Raw genomic sequence first — 18,029 nt, 5'->3', positions numbered from 1 at the left:
ATGCAAAAAGTGGCTCTCGTAACAGGCTCAGGCCAGGGGATTGGTAAAGCGATCGCGCTTCGCCTGGTGAAGGATGGGTTTGCCGTCGCCATCGCCGACTATAACGAGGAGACGGCGAAAGCGGTCGCCGATGAAATCACCCGCAGCGGCGGGAAGGCCGTTGCCGTGAAGGTGGACGTCTCTGACCGCGAGCAGGTATTTGCGGCGGTGGAGAAAGCCCGCACCGCGCTGGGCGGCTTCAACGTTATCGTCAACAACGCCGGGGTCGCGCCGTCCACGCCAATCGAATCCATCACGCCGGAGATTGTCGACAAGGTCTACAACATTAACGTGAAAGGGGTGATCTGGGGGATCCAGGCCGCGATTGACGCGTTCCGCAAAGAGGGGCACGGCGGCAAAATCATCAACGCCTGCTCCCAGGCGGGCCACACCGGCAACCCGGAGCTGGCCGTCTACAGTTCCAGTAAATTCGCGGTTCGCGGCTTAACCCAGACCGCCGCACGGGATCTTGCCCCGCTGGGGATCACCGTTAACGCCTACTGCCCGGGCATCGTTAAAACGCCGATGTGGGCGGAGATCGACCGTCAGGTTTCCGAGGCGGCGGGTAAACCGCTCGGCTACGGGACCGAGACCTTTGCCAAACGCATTACGCTTGGCCGCCTGTCCGAACCGGAAGATGTTGCCGCCTGCGTTTCATATCTTGCGGGGCCAGATTCTGACTATATGACCGGCCAGTCTCTGCTCATCGATGGTGGGATGGTGTTCAACTAAATTCTAATAAGCTCTGACATGAGTTTTCCCCTGCCTCCGAGCAGGGGCTTTTTTTTGTCTCCTCCGCCATTGTGCATTACACTGCGCGCTGCAAAACTTTAGTCATTACGATCTGACAGGCGGTAACAGCGATGAACGGTACAATCACAACGTGGTTTAAAGATAAAGGCTTCGGATTTATCAAAGATGAAAACGGCGACAACCGCTATTTTCATGTGATTAAGGTCGCGAACCCCGATCTGATTAAAAAAGACGCTGCGGTGACCTTCGAACCAACCACCAACACCAAAGGCCTTTCCGCGTATGCGGTGAAGGTGATCCCGGAGAGCAAGCATCTCTATATCGCGGGCGAGCGCGTGAAGCTCACCTCGATCAAATCCTTCGTGGTATTCAGCGAAGAAGAGCCCGTTGAGACCAAAATCGACAAAGAGAACGCGGTGCTGTCGGTGGGGCTACTGATGAACAGCATCAAACCAAAATCCGACAAGAAGCCGGGCGAAATGCGTACGGTGAAGAAGCTGGCGATCACTACCTTCCAGAACACGACGATGATCTTTACCGAAGATGAAATCGACATTGATGCCACGGTGAAGCTGCTGAAGTGATGGTTTGCCGGGTGGCGGCGATGCCTTACCCGGCCTGCAAAACTTAACCCATTCTGTGCTCGCCCCGTAACATCGCCTCACGGTCAAACACCTTCTGAATCGCCCCGTGCGCCATAAACGCTGCCCGGTCGGACATATGGGCAATCACGTCCGCGTCGTGGCTCACCAGCAGATAGGTCATCTCATGCTCGGCCTTCAGGCGGTTAAGCAGGTTCAGGATTTCCGCCTGCACCGACATATCCAGCGCCGAGGTCGGTTCATCCAGCAGCAGAAGCTGCGGGCGCAGCAGCAGCGCCCGGGCAATGGCAACGCGCTGGCGCTGGCCGCCGGAAAGCTGGTGCGGGTAGCGCCTGCCCGCCTCGGCGGAAAGCCCCACCTGCTGCAGCGCATCCGCCACCTTTTCCGCAACCTGCGTTTCACCGTGGAGGCTTAACGGCTCCGACAGGGTGCGCGCAATGGTGTGGTTTGGATGCAGCGACGCCCACGGATCCTGAAACACCATCTGCACGTTGCGGCGAAGATTGCCTTCAAAGCGGCGCCCTGGCGTTAACGTTTCTCCCAGCAGCGCAATACTGCCGCGCCACTCGCGCTGTAGCCCTGCCAGCACGCGCAGAAGGGTCGATTTGCCGCAGCCGGATTCGCCAATCAGGCTGAACGTCTCGCCTCTCTCTATGCTAAAGCTGGCGGCAGAGACCGCCGTTTTTTCCCCGAAGGTGACCTGCACCTGGTTAACCTCAACGAGCGCCATCGCTGGCCTCCTTCCACGGCTGCGAACGATCGAGCGTCGGCAGCATCTGTCCATAAGTATGGGCGTCTGGACGACAGGTCCACAGGGTGCGCGTGTACGGATGCGTCGCCTGCGGAAGCTGGCTTGCCGCCATCTCATCGACCTTTTCACCCTGATACATCACCAGCACGCGGTCGCAGTGCTCCGCCACCAGCGGCAGATCGTGGCTGATTAACAGCATCGCCATCTGGCGTTCTTCGCACTGCTGCACCAGCAGCTCGAGGATCTGGTTGCGCAGGCGGGCGTCCAGCGCGGAGGTCGGTTCGTCGGCAATCAGCACCTGCGGGTTGTTGATCAGCGCAATCGCAATCATCACCCGCTGGCCCATGCCCCCGGAAAGCTCGCCGGGATAGCGTGACAGCACGTTCTCGTTCAGCCCGACGGCGCTGATGATGTCGTGAATGCGCGCCGCACGCTCCGGGCGCGTCAGGCGCTGATGCAGCGTGAGCGCCTCATCAAGCTGGGCGGCGACGCTTTTCACGGGGTTTAGGGCGTAGCGCGGGTCCTGCAGGACCATCGCAATCCCGTTGCCGCGCAGCGCCTGCCAGCGGCGGGCGTTCAGGGTCAGCAGATCGTTGCCAAGCACGTTAAGCCGGTTCGCGCACACGATACCGGGTTTACGCACCAGACCCATCAGGGCGCGGGCGGACATCGACTTACCGGAGCCGGATTCTCCCACCAGCGCCAGCCGCTCGTTGCCAAGCCGAAAGCTCAGGTTGTTGACCACGCGCGCGGCCGGGTAGTCGATATTCAGCGCATCGACGATAACGCGGTGTTCAGTCATGCTGTGGCTCCAGTACGTCGCGCAGGCCATCGCCCAGCAGGTTAAACGCCAGGCTGGCAAACAGGATGGCGCCGCCCGGAATGGCGGCAATCCACCACTGGTCGAAAATCACCTGCATGCCGTCGGCAATCATCGCCCCCCATTCGGCCATGGGCGGACGCGCGCCAAGGCCGAGGAAGCCGAGACCGGCGGCGGCCAGAATAATCCCCGCCAGATCCAGCGCCAGCCGCACAATCGCGGACGGCAGGCACAGGGGCAGAATATGGCCGACCAGCAGGCGCAGGCCGCGGATCCCCATCATCTCCGCGGCGGCCAGATAATCGCTGTGGCGCAGACGCTGAATCTCGCTCCGCGCCTGACGCGCGTAGGCGGGCCAGGTGGTTAAGGCCAGCGCCAGCGCGCCGTTGACCAGCCCCGGGCCAAGCATCGCCACAAACGCGAATGCGAGGATCAGGCGCGGCATCGACATCACCACATCGGTAAAGCGCATCAGGATACGCTCCACCCAGCCGCCGTAGTAGCCGGACAAAATGCCCACCAGCAGCCCGGCGGGCAGGGTAATGACCGTCACCAGGGCCACCAGCCCGAGCGCCGGACGGGTGCCGTAAATCAGGCGCGAGAGCAGATCGCGCCCGTAGCTGTCGGTGCCCAGCCAGTGCTGGGCGCCAGGTGCCTCCAGGCGCGCGGCAGCGTCCTGCCAGTTCGGATCTACCGGCGCCAGCCAGGGCGCGAACAGGGCAATAAACACCAGCAGCGCGAGGCCAATCAGTCCGCAAACGGCGGCAGGGGAGCGGCGCAGGCGGCGTAAGAAGAGATAAAACGGCATCAGCGCACCCTGGGATCGGTCGCCCGCACAAGCAGGTCGGTAAGGTTATTGATCAGTACAAAGCAGACGCCAATCAGCAGCGTACCGCCCATAACCGCGGTCGTGTCTCCGGCGAACAGGGCGGTGGTGAGATAGCGTCCGATGCCCGGCCACGAGAACACGGTTTCGGTTAATACCGCACCTTCCAGCATGCTGGTATAGGCCAGGGCGATCACCGTCAGCAGGGTGCTGCGAATGTTCGGCAGCACGTGGCGCAGCAGAATGGCCATCTCCCCGGCACCCTTGGCGCGGGCAAGCAGGATGTACTCCTTGTTCATTTCGCTGAGGCAGGCCGAGCGGGTCAGGCGGGTAATGCTTGCCAGCGAGTAATAGGCCAGCAGCAGCACCGGCAGCACCAGGTGGCTGATGGCGTTGCGGAATGCCTCGCGATCGCCGGAAAGCCAGGTGTCTATCAGCGCAAAGCCGGTGCGCGGCTCGACGGTGAACTGCCAGATATCGTCCAGCCTGCCGGGGCCCACGCTCCACTGCAGCTTCGCGTAGAACAGGGCCAGCATCAGCAGGCCAAGCCAGAAAATCGGCACCGAGTTGCCGAGCAGGGTAAGCGTTCTGATCGCGACATCGAGCGGCGAACCGGCGTAGCGGGCGCACAGCACCCCGGCCGTCACGCCGAGCACGGACCCAATGATTAACGCCAGCGTCGCCAGCTCCAGCGTAGCGGGGAAGGCGTGCAGCAGATCCTGCAGCACCGGCTGCCCGGTAGCGCTGGCGGTGCCTAAATCACCGTGGGCGAGATTTTGCAGATAGTGCCAGAACTGCACGGGCAGGGGACGATCCAGCCCGAGCTGGTGGCGAACCTGATCGTACGTTGACTGGCTGGCGTGATCCCCGACGATCTGCAGCACGCGATTGACCGGGGAAAACGCCGAAAGCGCAAACGTGACGAGCAGCAGCCCGAAGAGCGTCAGCAGCAGGGTCAGCAGACCCTGAAGCACGCGGGTGGAAAGATGTGGCATGGGAAATCTCTTCATGCCGGGTGCGGCTTCGCCTTACCCGGCCTACAAAAACCGAGAACACAGGCCGGGTAAGCGCAACGCCACCCGGCAACAAGGGCTACTTCGTGACGCGATCGTACCAGACCATATCCGCGTTCAGCCCCTGCTGATACCCCTTCACGTTATCGCGCACCGCGATCTGGGTTTTGCCCTGATCGACGAACACGTACGGCGAGCTCTGCTGCAGCTGTTCCTGCATCTTCTTGTACAGATCCAGACGCTTCGCCGGATCCGGTTCGGCAACCGCCGCCAGCGTGGCCTTGTTCAGCTCCGGGATTTTCCAGCCGTTCAGACCGGCCACGGTGCTGGACTTCCCGTCGTTCCACGCGAAGGCGCTGGCGTTTGAGTGCGCATCGAAGTAGTCCGGGATCCACAGACGAATCGCCGCCTGATGCTGCTTAGCGCGCACGCGGGCATAGACCTGGCTCCCGGCGGCAGGCAGCAGATCCACCTTCACGCCACCCTGAGCAAAGCTCGCCTGCATCGACTGGGCAATAGTGATAAACGGCGGCTTGTTCTCCACGTCCAGCGTGAAGTGCGCGTCCTTAATGCCCGCTTTGGCGAGGATTGCCTTCGCTTTTGCCGGATCAAATTTAAACGGATTGTCTTCCAGCGCGCCCGGCAGGCCGACCGGCAGGAAGCTCTGGTGAACAAAATACTGGCCTTTCAGCAGGTTTTTAGTGATGCCGTCATAGTCGACCAGCCAGCGCGACGCTTCCCAGAACGCCGGGTTGTTCAGCAGCGGATTGGCGCTGTTGCCGGTGTTAAACACCAGGTAATTCTGCTCGGCGGACGGAATGCTCAGCACCTTCACGCCCGGCTTGCCGTCCAGGGCGCTAATCTGGTCTGCACCCAGATCGCGCGCCACGTCCGCATCCCCCTGCTGGATCAGCAGGCGGCGTGAAGCCGGATCGGGAACGTTCTTAATGATGATGCTTTTCAGCTTCGGCGCGCCGCCGGGGGCGGAATCGTTGGCTTCCAGCACGATGGCCTGATGCGGCTGATAGACGCGCATTTTGAACGCGCCGCTGCCCGCCGAGTGCATTTTCAGCCAGGCGTTGCCGAAATCGTTATCCTTGACGTTTGCGGCGACCTGCTTTTCATCGACGATGGAGGCTATCGGCGTGGAGAGGATATTCAGCGCCACCGAGGGGCTAACGTCCGCCGTCCAGTGAAGCTGGAGGGTATGATCGTCCACCTTTTTCAGCTGGCTGGCGATGTTGCTCGCGTCCCAGCCCAGCACGTTGAGGATAAAGGCCGGGGATTTGTTCAGCGTCACGGCGCGGGTATAAGAGAAAATCACGTCTTCCGGACGCAGCGGGTTGCCGGAGGCGAATTTTGCATCGGGTTTAAGCTTGATGGTCAGGGTTTTTGCTGCCGCATCCGCGTCCCAGCTTTCTGCCAGAACCGGCGTGATTTTTTCCGGATTATCGCGGTCCGGCTGCACCAGACGCTGGTACAGGCTCGGCACGGTCTGGATGCTGGAGAGCTCGTTGGCTTCGGCCGGGTCGAGGCTCACGATGTCATCAAGACCCTGAGCAACCACCAGCGTCGTCGGCGGCGTAGCGGCGTGGGTAGCGCCTGAGAGCGCAGCCAGCATCAGTAACGGCAACAGTTTTTTTGTCATAGCGATCCCTGAGAAGAATATATTGTGATTGTTTTATGCTCCGCTACGTTAGGTCGACTCCACATTTCTTCAAAGTCGAAATTCTGCTTTGCTTATGCCATGCGGATATATCGCATGCGGCCTGGTTATTAAACGCCTCTCTTTTCGCCGCCCTTTTAACCTGCTATAACAAAATCCTTACCTTTCAGGGAGTCACCCCCGTGCCCGAAATCAATCAATATGGTCAAACCGTTAACGATCTCGTCCCGGACTGGAAGTGCGCGCAGGTATTAACCCGCACGGCGCTGACCGGCCAGTATTGCCGTCTTGAGCCGCTGGACGCCGGGCGTCACGCGGCGGATCTCTTTGAGGCCTACGCGCTGGGCGACGACAGCGACTGGACGTGGCTTGCCAGCACCCGGCCTGAAAGCGTGGAAGCCACCGCACACTGGGTGTCCGGAAAGGTGATGGATGATGATCTGGTGCCCTTCGCCGTGATGGATTTACGCACTGAAAAGGCGGTCGGGCTGGTGAGCTATATGGCGATCGAGCGCTTTCAGGGCTCGGTGGAGATCGGCCACGTCACCTGGTCGCGCAGGATGAAAGGCACCCGCATCGGCACCGAGGCGGTGTGGCTGCTGCTGAAAAACGCCTTTGACCACAAATACCGACGGCTGGAGTGGAAGTGCGACTCGATGAATACCGCATCGCGCAGCGCCGCGGAGCGGCTTGGATTCGTCTGGGAAGGGCGCTTACGCCAGCGGCTGGTGCGGAAAGGCCGCAACCGCGACAGCGATATGCTTTCTATTATTGATGGCGAATGGCCGCAAAGAGACGCGGAGCTGCGCGCCTGGCTGGCGGCGGCGAATTTTGACGAGGAAGGACGGCAGATAAAGCGTCTTGAGGCGTTTCGGTTATAAGTTTTTATGTAGGGTACAGCCCAACCACGCGGCTAATCCGCGGAAATCGCGATTTCAATCAGGTTGGTTTTTCCGGACTGCAGGCCGCGCGTTACCGCTTCGGCGATATCCGCCGCCTCGGTCACCCGGCAGCAGTGGACGCCCATGGCGGTGGCCAGCGACTGAAAATCAATATGCGGGTTCACGAGATCCATCCCGATAAAACGGCCCAACTGCGTGGAGCTGTAGTCGGCCTGGCTCTTCATAAAGTTTTTCAGGATGTTGTACTCCCTGTTATTCATGACGATAAAGGTGACCGGCAGATTTTCGTGTGCTGCCGTCCAGAGCGCCTGCGGCGAGTACAGGGAGGCCCCGTCGCCGATCAGGCAGACCACCGGCTCCCGCCCGCGTCCCAGCGAATGCCCCACGGAGGCAGGCATCCCCCAGCCCAGTCCGCCGCCGCGCATAAAGTAGTAGCGCTGATGCTGCTGGTCAGAGATGAACCGGCGGACATGCCTGGCGGTCGCTATCGCCTCATCAACGATGGTGGTACCCGCCGGAATGGCTTTAATGACTTCAAAGGCTGCGACCATCGGCGAAATATGCGGGCGCAGCCGCTCTGCCGACAGACGTTCTTCCTGCTGCTGCCACTCTTTTTCACGTTCGCTGAGTGCCGTTTTAAGCAACTGCTGATGGATCAGTTTGCCTGCCACCAGACGTTGCTCAAGCAGCGGTAAGAGCGCCTTCAGGGAAAGTTTGATATCCCCCATCACCGAGAGCCGGGTGGCATAGGTGCGACCCAGCTCGTTCATGTCGGCGGAGAGCTGGTAGACAGCGCACGAGCCCGGAATCGCGTCCCCTTCGCTGTAGAGAATGGTGATCAGGCTTCTGCCGCCGATGATAAATACGGCATCGTAGGCATTGATGACGCTGGCGATTTCGCTGGCGGTGGTGGGCATATTGCCCCGCCAGAGCGCGTGCTGGGTGGGAAATGGCAAATTCAGCGGCCAGGAGGAGCCGTAGACGTGGGCGCCGAGCGCTTCCGCCAGCTGGACAATTTCCTGCGTCGAGCCGCTGGAGTGTACCTCATCGCCCGCCACAATCATGATCCTGCCCGGCGCGATCTCGCTGAGCGCCTCCGCCAGCTCGTCCAGCGAGCCCGCAACGGTGTGGTAGTTTACTCTCGACGCCGTCTGTATCCCGGCGTCGCTCAGCTCTTCCATCAAGTTCATCGGCAGGGAGAGCAGCACCGGGCCGCCAGGAGGATAGCTGGCAGCGTGAAACGCGCGGCGCACCAGCACCGGGAGCTGGTCGGCGCTGGTGACCTCCTGCGCCCACTTCATGACCGGAGAGCCGATGGAAACAATATCATCATACAGAAGCGGGTCGCGGACGTAGTGTCGCGTATCCTGCTGTCCAACGGTCACCACCAGCGGGGTTTTCATAATCCGCGAATTAATGAGATTCCCCATGCCGTGCCCCAGGCCGCTGGCGGTATGCAAATTGATAAAGCCCGTTTTGCCGGAGGCTTTCGCATAGCCGTCGGCAATCGCCACCACGGTGCTCTCCTGAAGCGCCAGAATATAGTGAATATTTTCATGGCGAAGCAGGGCATCAATGAGCGGAAGTTCGGTGGTGCCGGGGTTGCCAAAAATATATTCCACGCCTTCACTCTCCAGCACTTCAAGAAGAATATCGGCACCCGTTCGCATATTGAGATCTGATAAGGACGTTAATGATTTAATCATAATGACACCTCATTCAGCATTATTTAACGCAGGCTAAAATTCTTCCTGCGTTGGACGCACAACAATTTCATTAATATCAACGTCGCCAGGCTGTTCTATGGCAAATAAAACCGCGCGGGCAATTGCGTCAGCCGGAATAGCCTGCTTATAAAACTCATGGAGAAATTTTTTACTCTCTTCGTCAGAACTGCCGAATTGCAGTTCGCTTTCGACGGCACCGGGCGAAATTAGCGTCGTGCGGATAGTTTTACCTGCCTCCTGACGTAAGCCTTCGCTCAGCGCGCGGACGGCGAATTTCGTGGCGCTATACACCACGCCGCCAGGGGCCAGCACCTTGATGCCCGCAACGGAGGCAACGTTAATAAAATGCCCGCTGCCCTGACGCTGGAACACCGGGAGCGCGGCAGCGATGCCGTACAGCACGCCCTTCAGATTGGTATCAATCATCTTGTCCCATTCGTCGGTTTTCAGCTCGCTGAGGGGGGCGATAGCCATAAAGCCCGCGTTATTGATCACCACATCCACGCGCTGGTATGCGGCAACGGCAGCGTCAATCGCGCGCTGCACCTCTTCCTGACGGGTCACGTCAGCCTTTACGGCAATCGCCTTGCCGCCCTGTTGAATAATCTGATCCACCAGGGCATTAATTCTGTCCAGACGGCGCGCCACCAGCACCAGCGAAAACGCGTTATTCGCTAAATGGAGGGCAATGGCCTGACCAATACCGCTGCTGGCACCGGTGATGACAACCACCTTGTTTGCACTAATATTCATGATCTTATCTCGCTATTGAGTGATGCAAAAAATAAAAGGCAGAGAAGCGTTAATGAATAATGACAAATTCATTAATGCGGTTTTTGATATATTCTGTATCGGGAATAAAATGATGTTCGTTTAAAACTTAATGGAGTACGGAAGCGTCTGTCAATGTCGTTTTTTAATAATTAAATTAATTGCAGGCCTAATATTTAATTCTTATAGGTAACCGAGAATATTATATAAATAAAAGGGGGAAACGATAGCGGCCCTGCAAACAGGGCCTGAGGATTACAGTTTGCCACTGTAAAGCACCGGACCTGTGGGGAGGCCGGTAGGCGATCCGCCCTCTGGTTCAAGGCTTATGGCTATCGTGGCGTCAGCAGGGAGTGTTGCGTTCCTGAGGGTGACGCGTGTGGGGATGTCGTTATGCAGCAGCCCCATGGATACCGGCGCCTGCCCGCCTGGGATCAGCCAAAGCTGCAGGCTGTGTTGCGCGGCGACAGCTGTCGGTCGAAGCGGGGCAATGCTCAGGTGCTGGCGGCTGGCGTCCGCGCTGACGACCCACTGCCCGTGCTGTTGGGCATCGTTGAGTACCATCAGCGGAGCGAGTTCCGGGGCTCGGGTGGCATACCAGGCAACGACCGTCAGGGCGGCGAGTGAGGCCGCAACCATCCAGCCGAGATAAGGCCGACTTTGGCGTAAAGGCTTTTTGGGCGGCAGGTCGAGGGCGATTCTTTTCCACACCGTCTCGGGTGGAGGGACGGGCACAAGATGACTATCCAGCGTGCTGAACATGTCCTGCCAGTACGCCACGCGGGCGGCCAGAGCCGGTTCACGGAGGACCCTTTTCTGGAACTGAAGCCGCGCTCCTCCCCGCAGCGTGCCGAGGGCATACTCTGCTGCCAGCATGTCGTCGCGTTTTTCTGCGTCATTCATAACCCCACGCACTCCCGAAGATGATCCATTGCCCGACGTATCCAGCTTTTCACCGAGCCTACAGGCTGCTGGAGCCAGTCGGCAATGTCTCTGTGAGACATTCCCTGATAGTAGGCGAGCGTAATGCTCTGGCGCTGCTCGCTGCTCAAATGTTCGAGACAATGCCTGAGCCGCTCTGCCTGCGCATCGTCGTGCCAGTTATTCTGCTCATCGTTTTCGCCGGGCAAAAGCGCTTCGTTATACGGCGACTCGCGGTCGGCAGCGCGGGTTTGCCCGCTGCGCAGCCAGTCAATACAGCGATTGCGAACAATATGCGTAAGCCAGGTCATCGGGGAGCTCAGTGCAGCGTTGTAGGTTTCGGCTTTACTCCAGACGGTGATAAAACAGTCGTGAAGGATCTCTTCTGCCCACGCGCGGTCGCGCAGCATGCGCAGCGCGACGGCAAACAGGTGTGGCGATGTGAGTCGATAGAGTTGTTCAAATGCGCGGCGATCGCCGTTTGCGACCGCCTGCATTAATTTCTGCTGCTGTTCTGCCAGCGCGTTATCCATGTTTTTCCCGGAAGGTAACGTCACACTTCCGAAGTATAGACAACTACTTAGGCATCAGGACGGTATCAATCACATCGATCACGCCGTTTTTTTGATGAACGTCATAGGTGCTAATGTTCGCCACATTGCCTTTACCGTCCTTAAGCTGAATGTTGTGCGGGCCGTTGCTCATGATCCACAGCGGCTGACCGTTAACGGTCTTCAGCTCCGCGTGTCCGCCGCCCTGTTTAATTTTCTGCTCCAGCGCCTTCATATCGTAATTACCGGCGACCACGTGATAGGTGAGGATGCTGGTGAGCGTGGCTTTGTTTTCGGGTTTGACCAGGTTCTCGACCGTGCCGGCAGGCAATTTCGCAAACGCCGCATTGGTCGGCGCAAATACGGTGAAGGGCCCTTTGCTCTGAAGCGTATCCACCAGTCCAGCCGCTTTGACGGCGGCCACCAGCGTGGTGTGATCTTTCGAGTTCACGGCGTTTTCAACGATATTTTTGCTCGGGAACATTTCCGCTCCGCCTACCATCACGGAGCCTGACGTCATGGCGGCTGATGTGCCTGCACAGAAGAGTAAAGCGCTGGTGACGAGTGCAACACGGGTTAGCTTTTTCATCATCTTTCCTCGGTTTAGGGAGCAAAGGGATTGCTCACATATGCATATACGAGGGGAGGGGATGAACTGGATGCAGGAAAATAAAAATAAATTTTGGGTGGGAAGCCCTCTCCCGTATGGAAGAGGGCCAGGGGGAGGGGAAATATCCTCAGCGTCTGACCGGCGCCCCGTTGGCCACATAATACGCGGCCGTACTTTTTGCCAGCGGCTCGCGCCCGCGAATCGCATCAGCAATTTTCTCACCGATCATAATCGTGGTGGCGTTCAGGTTGCCGGTAATAATCTGCGGCATGATCGACGCATCCACCACGCGTAATCCTTCCAGCCCGTGAACGCGGCCTTCACCGTCAACCACCGCCATCTCGTCATAGCCCATTTTGCAGGTGCCGCACGGATGGAACGCGGTTTCGGCGTGGTTACGCACAAACTCGTCCAGCTGTTCGTCGGTCTGGCATTCGACGCCCGGGCTGATTTCACGACCGCGGTATTTGTCCAGCGCGGGCTGGTGCATGATCTCGCGGGTGATGCGGATCGCGTCGCGGAACTCCTGCCAGTCCTGCTCGTGGGACATATAGTTGAACAGGATCGCCGGATGCTGGTGCGGATCGCGCGACTGAATGCGCACGTGTCCACGGCTCGGGGAGCGCATGGAGCCGACGTGGCACTGGAAGCCGTGTTCCTTCACCGCGTTTGAGCCGTTGTAGTTAATCGCTACCGGCAGGAAGTGGTACTGAATGTTCGGCCACTCGAACTCCTCGCGGCTGCGGATAAATCCGCCTGCTTCGAAGTGGTTGCTCGCACCCACGCCGGTGCCGCCAAACAGCCACTCCGCGCCAATCTTCGGCTGGTTCCACCACTGCAGGGCAGGGTAGAGGGAAACCGGCTCTTTACATTCATACTGGAGGTACATCTCCAGATGATCCTGCAGGTTTTCTCCCACGCCGGGTAAATCATGCACCAGCGGGATATCGAACTGCTTCAGCAGCTCAGCATTGCCCACGCCGGAACGCTGGAGGATCTGCGGTGACGCAATGGCGCCTGCGCACAGGAGGACTTCTTTATTCGCTGTTGCTTTTGACGGAATGGTGCTTTCGCCTTCCAGCCAGTCAACGCCTACCGCGCGCTTGCCCTCAAAGAGGATTCGATCGGTCATGGCGTGGGTGCGGATAGTCAGGTTTGGGCGCGGTTTCGCCTGATCCAGATAGCCGCGCGCGGTGCTGGCGCGTCGGCCCTGCGGCGTGACCGTGCGGTCCATCGGGCCGAAGCCTTCCTGCTGGTAGCCGTTGAGATCGTCGGTGCGCGGATAGCCCGCCTGCACGCCTGCTTCCACCATTGCTTCAAACAGCGGGTTTACGCCCGGCTTAGAGGTGGTGACGCTCACCGGACCGTCGCCGCCGTGGTAGTCGTTCGGCCCCACGTCGCGGGTCTCTGCCTTGCGGTAGTAGGGCAGGCAGTTGAGGTAGCTCCAGTGCTCCAGGCCAGGCTCTTTCGCCCAGTGGTCGAGGTCCATCGCGTTACCGCGGATGTAGCACATGCCGTTGATCAATGACGAGCCGCCCAGCCCTTTGCCGCGTCCGCACTCCATGCGGCGGTTGTTCATGAAGGGTTCTGGCTCGGTTTCATACGCCCAGTTGTAGCGCTTGCCCTGGAGCGGGAAGGCCAGCGCGGCGGGCATCTGGGTGCGGAAGTCAAAGCGGTAGTCCGGCCCGCCCGCCTCAAGCAGCAGGACGGTGGTGTTCGGATCTTCAGTCAGTCGTGTAGCCAGTACGTTGCCGGCAGAGCCGGCCCCGATAATAATGTAGTCAAATTGCAAATAAACCTCCCGGTTAAAATATGGACTGGAATTTACCCATCTCAACCTGGATGGACTTCACCTGGGTGTAGCTCTGAAGCGTCATCACGCCGTTCTCGCGGCCAATGCCGGAGTGCTTGTAGCCGCCGACCGGCATCTCTGCGGCGGATTCACCCCAGGTGTTGATCCAGCAGATGCCCGCTTCAAGCTGATGAATGGCGCTGTGGGCGCGGTTCAGATCGGCGGTGACGATGCCCGCCGCCAGACCGTAGTCGGTGTCGTTGGCGCGGCGAATGGCTTCTTCATCGCTTTCATAGGTGAGGATGGACATCACCGGGCCGAAGATCTCTTCGCGCACGATGGTCATCTCGTCGGTGCAGTCGGTGAACACGGTCGGGGCCACCCACGCGCCGTTATCAAACCCGTCGCCCTTCAGCACGTCGCCCCCGCACAGCACGCGCGCGCCTTCTTCTTTGCCTTTGGCGATGTAGCGCATCACGCTGTCGCGATGCGGGAAGCTGACCATCGGGCCAAAGTTGGTGCTTTCATCGAACAGATCGCCTGCGCGGATTCGGCCCACGCGCTCAACGATTTTCTGCTCAAACGCGGCCTTAGATTTTGCAGGCACGAACACGCGGGTGCCGTTGGTGCACACCTGCCCGGAGCTGAAGAAGTTGGCCATCATGGCGATGTCTGCGGCGAGATCCAGATCCGCATCGTCAAACACAATCAGCGGAGATTTGCCGCCCAGCTCCATCGTCACTTCCTTCAGGGACGAGGCTGCGGCGTTAGCCATCACCTTTTTGCCGCTGGTGACGCCGCCGGTGAAGGAGACTTTGGCAATGCCCGGATGCTCGGTCAGGTACTGGCCGGTTTCCGCGCCCACGCCCGGCAGGACGTTAAACACGCCGTCCGGCAGGCCCGCCTCGGTGTAGATTTCCGCCAGCTTCAGGGCGGTGAGCGGGGTCACTTCGCTCGGCTTGAAGATCATCGCGTTGCCCGCCGCCAGCGCCGGGGCGGATTTCCACAGGGCGATCTGGATCGGGTAGTTCCACGCGCCGATGCCCGCCACCACGCCCAGCGGCTCGCGGCGCGTGTAGACGAATGAGGTGTCGCGCAGCGGGATCTGGCTGCCTTCCAGCGCCGGGATCAGCCCCGCGTAGTACTCCAGCACGTCCGCGCCGGTGACGATGTCGACGGTCGAGGTTTCAGAAAACGCCTTACCGGTGTCGAGGGTCTCCAGCTTCGCCAGCGCGTCGTTGCGCTCGCGCAGGATGTCGACGGCGCGACGCAGGATGCGCGAGCGCTCCATGGCGGTCATCGCCGCCCAGATTTTTTGCCCGCGCTTTGCGCTCTCTACGGCGCGGTCCACGTCTTCGCGCCCGGCGGCCTGCACGCTCGCCAGAACTTCACCGTTGGCCGGGTTGATGGTCTCGAAGGTGCGACCGCTGGTGGCGGATGTATAACCACCATTGATATAAAGCTGCTGTTCTGCCATTCGGGACATGCTTCCTCCTCGGTTATTCGGTCGGTAAATGCTGGCTGATAAAGTGGCTGGTGAGCGATTGTGCGAGGGTTTTGTCCAGCGGTTTGCCGCTGAGTGCGGCGCGCAGCCACAGCCCGTCAATCAGCGCGGCGAGCCCGTAGCCTGCCTCTTCAGCCTGTTCACGCGGCAGCTCGCGGCGGAACTCGTACACCAGATTTGAGAGCAACCGGCGGCTGCTGACCTGCTGCAAACGGTAGAGCATCGGTTGATGCATGCTGCTCGCCCAGAAGGCCAGCCAGGCCTTCATCGCCGCGCCGCTGACCTGGGTTTCATCAAAATTGCCGCCGACAATCGCCTGCAAACGCTGCTCCGCGCTGCCGTTCGGCAGGGCGCGTAAGCGGCTTAACACCGCATCGCGCAGCTGGCCGGTGATGTCGCGCATAGTCGCTTCCAGCAGGCCGTTTTTATCTTTGAAATAGTGGCTGATGATCCCCGTGGACACGCCCGCCCGACGGGCGATCTGCGCAATGGTTGCGTCATGCATGCCCACTTCATTAATTGCTTCCAGCGTGGCGTCGATAAGCTGCCTGCGCCGGATCGGCTGCATCCCCACTTTGGGCATTTTTGCCACTCCATTCATCAGCGTTGGTAATCTATTAAAGCGGTTTTTGATTGGACGTTCAATATAAAATGTGTCTTAATTGTTGCGATTTTGGATTTCAATAGTTACAAAAACAGTGGGGATACTGGATGACAGACCTTTCACAAGACAGAGAAAAAGACAAAATCAACCCGGTCGTTTTTTATACGTCCGCCGGGCTGATTTTGTTGTTTTCCCTGACGACCATTTTCTTTAACGATTTTTCTGCCGAGTGGATTGGCCGCACCCTGAACTGGGTGTCGAAGACCTTCGGCTGGTACTACCTGCTGGCGGCGACGCTCTATATCGTCTTCGTGGTCTGCATTGCCTGCTCGCGCTTCGGCTCGGTGAAGCTCGGGCCAGAGCAGTCCAAGCCCGAGTTCAGCCTGCTGAGCTGGGCGGCGATGCTGTTTGCCGCGGGCATCGGCATCGATCTGATGTTCTTCTCGGTAGCCGAGCCGGTCACGCAGTATATGCAGCCGCCGGAAGGGGCAGGGCAGACGATGGAGGCCGCGCGTCAGGCGATGGTCTGGACGCTGTTCCACTACGGCCTGACGGGCTGGTCGATGTATGCCCTGATGGGGATGGCGCTCGGATACTTTAGCTATCGTTATAATTTGCCCCTCACCATCCGCTCCGCGCTCTACCCGATTTTCGGGAAAAGAATTAACGGCCCGATTGGCCACAGCGTCGATATCGCGGCGGTAATTGGCACCATCTTCGGCATCGCGACGACGCTCGGCATTGGCGTGGTCCAGCTCAACTACGGGCTGAGCGTGCTGTTTGATATCCCGGATTCGATGGCGGCGAAAGCGGCGCTGATTGCGCTCTCGGTGATTATCGCCACCATTTCGGTGACCTCCGGCGTGGATAAGGGCATCCGCGTGCTCTCTGAGCTGAACGTGGCGCTGGCGCTGGGCCTGATCCTGTTCGTGCTGTTTATGGGCGACACGTCGTTCCTGCTCAACGCCCTGGTGCTGAACGTGGGCGACTACGTGAACCGCTTCATGGGCATGACGCTGAACAGCTTCGCCTTTGACCGCCCGGTGGAGTGGATGAACAACTGGACCCTGTTCTTCTGGGCGTGGTGGGTCGCATGGTCGCCATTTGTTGGCCTGTTCCTGGCGCGTATTTCGCGCGGGCGCACTATTCGTCAGTTTGTGATGGGCACCCTGATCATCCCGTTCACCTTTACCCTGCTGTGGCTGTCGATTTTCGGCAACAGCGCGCTGCACGAGATCATCCACGGCAACGCAACCTTTGCCCAGGAAGCGATGGCGCACCCGGAGCGCGGATTCTACAGCCTGCTGGCGCAGTATCCGGCGTTTACCTTTAGCGCCTCCGTGGCGACCATCACCGGCCTGCTGTTTTACGTCACCTCGGCGGATTCCGGCGCGCTGGTGCTGGGGAACTTCACCTCGAAGCTGAAGGACATCAACAGCGATGCGCCGAACTGGCTGCGCATCTTCTGGTCGGTCGCCATCGGCCTGCTGACGCTCGGCATGCTGATGACCAACGGCATTTCGGCGTTGCAGAACACCACGGTGATTATGGGGCTGCCGTTCAGCTTTGTGATCTTCTTCGTGATGGCCGGGCTGTATAAATCGCTCAAGGTGGAAGACTATCGACGCGTCAGCGCCAGCCGCGACACCGCGCCGCGTCCAATGGGGGCCCAGGACAGGCTGAGCTGGAAGAAACGCCTGTCGCGCCTGATGAACTACCCGGGCACGCGCTACACCAAACAGATGATGGAGACGGTCTGCTTCCCGGCGATGGAAGAGGTGGCGCAGGAGCTGAAGCTGCGCGGTGCGTACGTGGAGCTGAAAAACCTGCCGCCGGAGGAGGGCGAAACCCTGGGGCACCTGGATCTGCTGGTGCACATGGGCGACGAGCAGAACTTTGTCTATCAGATCTGGCCGCAGCAGTACTCGGTGCCCGGCTTTACCTACCGGGCGCGCAGCGGGAAATCAACCTACTACCGGCTGGAAACCTTCTTACTGGAAGGTAGCCAGGGGAATGACCTGATGGATTACAGCAAGGAGCAGGTGATTACGGACATTCTGGACCAGTATGAACGGCACCTGAACTTTATCCATCTGCACAGGGAAGCGCCGGGGAATAGCGTGATGTTTCCGGATGTCTAAACGGATTCTTAAAATACCTTTGGGCTGTATATAAAT

The 18,029-nt window shown here is 59.4% G+C and carries 17 protein-coding genes; 4 read left to right on the top strand and 13 right to left on the bottom strand.

Going from position 1 to position 18,029, the window contains the following annotated elements:
- Together IM291_RS04840 and IM291_RS04835 are read left to right on the top strand one after the other, a co-directional pair.
- A complete protein-coding gene (locus IM291_RS04840) occupies nt 1–771 on the top strand; it encodes a (S)-acetoin forming diacetyl reductase (protein WP_192971439.1) in 771 nt (256 codons plus the stop codon).
- Between the two features lie 131 nt (nt 772–902).
- Nucleotides 903–1,376 (top strand): cold-shock protein, encoded by a 474-nt coding sequence (locus IM291_RS04835; protein WP_045260739.1) that lies wholly within the window; start codon nt 903–905, stop codon nt 1,374–1,376.
- 43 nt (nt 1,377–1,419) lie between these two features.
- Here the strand turns inward: IM291_RS04835 and IM291_RS04830 are convergent, their stop codons facing one another.
- The 5 genes from IM291_RS04830 to IM291_RS04810 all read right to left on the bottom strand — a co-directional run bounded on the left by IM291_RS04830 (nt 1,420) and on the right by IM291_RS04810 (nt 6,452).
- The gene (locus tag IM291_RS04830; RefSeq protein WP_048998940.1) at nt 1,420–2,124 is read right to left on the bottom strand and encodes an ABC transporter ATP-binding protein; all 705 of its coding nucleotides are present in this window, start codon (nt 2,122–2,124) and stop codon (nt 1,420–1,422) included.
- Entirely contained in the window at nt 2,111–2,947 is an 837-nt protein-coding gene (locus IM291_RS04825) for an ABC transporter ATP-binding protein (protein WP_192971438.1), read from the bottom strand. Before IM291_RS04825 ends, IM291_RS04830 begins: the two co-directional genes overlap by 14 nt.
- Entirely contained in the window at nt 2,940–3,773 is an 834-nt protein-coding gene (locus IM291_RS04820) for an ABC transporter permease (RefSeq protein ID WP_048998938.1), read from the bottom strand. Before IM291_RS04820 ends, IM291_RS04825 begins: the two co-directional genes overlap by 8 nt.
- Nucleotides 3,773–4,786: an ABC transporter permease gene (locus IM291_RS04815; protein ID WP_048998937.1), complete on the bottom strand. Its 1,014-nt coding sequence runs from the start codon at nt 4,784–4,786 to the stop codon at nt 3,773–3,775. The genes IM291_RS04820 and IM291_RS04815 overlap by 1 nt, the downstream gene beginning before the upstream one ends.
- Nucleotides 4,787–4,883: 97 nt before the next feature.
- Nucleotides 4,884–6,452, bottom strand: a complete 1,569-nt coding sequence (locus IM291_RS04810) for an ABC transporter substrate-binding protein (protein WP_048961394.1) — start codon at nt 6,450–6,452, stop codon at nt 4,884–4,886.
- Between the two features lie 200 nt (nt 6,453–6,652).
- Between IM291_RS04810 and IM291_RS04805 the strand changes: the two genes are divergently transcribed.
- The gene (locus tag IM291_RS04805; protein ID WP_048998934.1) at nt 6,653–7,351 is read left to right on the top strand and encodes a GNAT family N-acetyltransferase; all 699 of its coding nucleotides are present in this window, start codon (nt 6,653–6,655) and stop codon (nt 7,349–7,351) included.
- 32 nt (nt 7,352–7,383) lie between these two features.
- Here the strand turns inward: IM291_RS04805 and IM291_RS04800 are convergent, their stop codons facing one another.
- The 8 genes from IM291_RS04800 to betI form a co-directional block, all read right to left on the bottom strand.
- Entirely contained in the window at nt 7,384–9,078 is a 1,695-nt protein-coding gene (locus tag IM291_RS04800; protein ID WP_192971437.1) for a thiamine pyrophosphate-binding protein, read from the bottom strand.
- A gap of 33 nt (nt 9,079–9,111) precedes the next feature.
- Complete coding sequence (locus IM291_RS04795) at nt 9,112–9,852, bottom strand: SDR family oxidoreductase (protein ID WP_028012273.1); 741 nt, start codon at nt 9,850–9,852, stop codon at nt 9,112–9,114.
- A 273-nt stretch (nt 9,853–10,125) separates the two neighbouring features.
- Nucleotides 10,126–10,773 carry an anti-sigma factor domain-containing protein gene (locus tag IM291_RS04790; protein WP_028012274.1) on the bottom strand — a complete coding sequence of 216 codons (648 nt, stop codon included), beginning with the start codon at nt 10,771–10,773 and terminating at the stop codon, nt 10,126–10,128.
- The gene (locus IM291_RS04785) at nt 10,770–11,324 is read right to left on the bottom strand and encodes an RNA polymerase sigma factor (RefSeq protein ID WP_192971436.1); all 555 of its coding nucleotides are present in this window, start codon (nt 11,322–11,324) and stop codon (nt 10,770–10,772) included. The genes IM291_RS04790 and IM291_RS04785 overlap by 4 nt, the downstream gene beginning before the upstream one ends.
- A 43-nt stretch (nt 11,325–11,367) precedes the next feature.
- Nucleotides 11,368–11,931 (bottom strand): fasciclin domain-containing protein, encoded by a 564-nt coding sequence (locus IM291_RS04780; protein WP_049138747.1) that lies wholly within the window; start codon nt 11,929–11,931, stop codon nt 11,368–11,370.
- Nucleotides 11,932–12,079: 148 nt separating this feature from the next.
- Nucleotides 12,080–13,744 (bottom strand): choline dehydrogenase, encoded by a 1,665-nt coding sequence (gene betA, locus IM291_RS04775; protein WP_192971435.1) that lies wholly within the window; start codon nt 13,742–13,744, stop codon nt 12,080–12,082.
- Nucleotides 13,745–13,757: 13 nt separating this feature from the next.
- Nucleotides 13,758–15,230 carry a betaine-aldehyde dehydrogenase gene (betB, locus tag IM291_RS04770; RefSeq protein WP_192971434.1) on the bottom strand — a complete coding sequence of 491 codons (1,473 nt, stop codon included), beginning with the start codon at nt 15,228–15,230 and terminating at the stop codon, nt 13,758–13,760.
- A gap of 13 nt (nt 15,231–15,243) precedes the next feature.
- Entirely contained in the window at nt 15,244–15,831 is a 588-nt protein-coding gene (gene betI / locus IM291_RS04765) for a transcriptional regulator BetI (RefSeq protein WP_023334836.1), read from the bottom strand.
- A 128-nt stretch (nt 15,832–15,959) separates the two neighbouring features.
- Between betI and betT the strand changes: the two genes are divergently transcribed.
- Nucleotides 15,960–17,993 (top strand): choline BCCT transporter BetT, encoded by a 2,034-nt coding sequence (gene betT, locus IM291_RS04760; RefSeq protein WP_049138743.1) that lies wholly within the window; start codon nt 15,960–15,962, stop codon nt 17,991–17,993.
- Nucleotides 17,994–18,029 lie beyond the last annotated feature (36 nt).

Source organism: Enterobacter cloacae complex sp. P27C, assembly GCF_014895705.1.
Taxonomy (GTDB): domain Bacteria; phylum Pseudomonadota; class Gammaproteobacteria; order Enterobacterales; family Enterobacteriaceae; genus Enterobacter; species Enterobacter bugandensis.
Note: the sequence above shows the minus strand (reverse complement) of the source record. Positions and strands in the feature narration are given on the sequence as shown.

Coding starts and splice junctions, on each gene's coding strand:
- IM291_RS04840 (WP_192971439.1), top strand. CDS start 1: ATGCAAAAAGTGGCTCTCGTAACAGGCTCAGGCCAGGGGATTGGTAAA.
- IM291_RS04835 (WP_045260739.1), top strand. CDS start 903: ATGAACGGTACAATCACAACGTGGTTTAAAGATAAAGGCTTCGGATTT.
- IM291_RS04830 (WP_048998940.1), bottom strand. CDS start 2,124: ATGGCGCTCGTTGAGGTTAACCAGGTGCAGGTCACCTTCGGGGAAAAA.
- IM291_RS04825 (WP_192971438.1), bottom strand. CDS start 2,947: ATGACTGAACACCGCGTTATCGTCGATGCGCTGAATATCGACTACCCG.
- IM291_RS04820 (WP_048998938.1), bottom strand. CDS start 3,773: ATGCCGTTTTATCTCTTCTTACGCCGCCTGCGCCGCTCCCCTGCCGCC.
- IM291_RS04815 (WP_048998937.1), bottom strand. CDS start 4,786: ATGCCACATCTTTCCACCCGCGTGCTTCAGGGTCTGCTGACCCTGCTG.
- IM291_RS04810 (WP_048961394.1), bottom strand. CDS start 6,452: ATGACAAAAAAACTGTTGCCGTTACTGATGCTGGCTGCGCTCTCAGGC.
- IM291_RS04800 (WP_192971437.1), bottom strand. CDS start 9,078: ATGATTAAATCATTAACGTCCTTATCAGATCTCAATATGCGAACGGGT.
- IM291_RS04795 (WP_028012273.1), bottom strand. CDS start 9,852: ATGAATATTAGTGCAAACAAGGTGGTTGTCATCACCGGTGCCAGCAGC.
- IM291_RS04790 (WP_028012274.1), bottom strand. CDS start 10,773: ATGAATGACGCAGAAAAACGCGACGACATGCTGGCAGCAGAGTATGCC.
- IM291_RS04785 (WP_192971436.1), bottom strand. CDS start 11,324: ATGGATAACGCGCTGGCAGAACAGCAGCAGAAATTAATGCAGGCGGTC.
- IM291_RS04780 (WP_049138747.1), bottom strand. CDS start 11,931: ATGAAAAAGCTAACCCGTGTTGCACTCGTCACCAGCGCTTTACTCTTC.
- betB (WP_192971434.1), bottom strand. CDS start 15,230: ATGTCCCGAATGGCAGAACAGCAGCTTTATATCAATGGTGGTTATACA.
- betI (WP_023334836.1), bottom strand. CDS start 15,831: ATGCCCAAAGTGGGGATGCAGCCGATCCGGCGCAGGCAGCTTATCGAC.
- betT (WP_049138743.1), top strand. CDS start 15,960: ATGACAGACCTTTCACAAGACAGAGAAAAAGACAAAATCAACCCGGTC.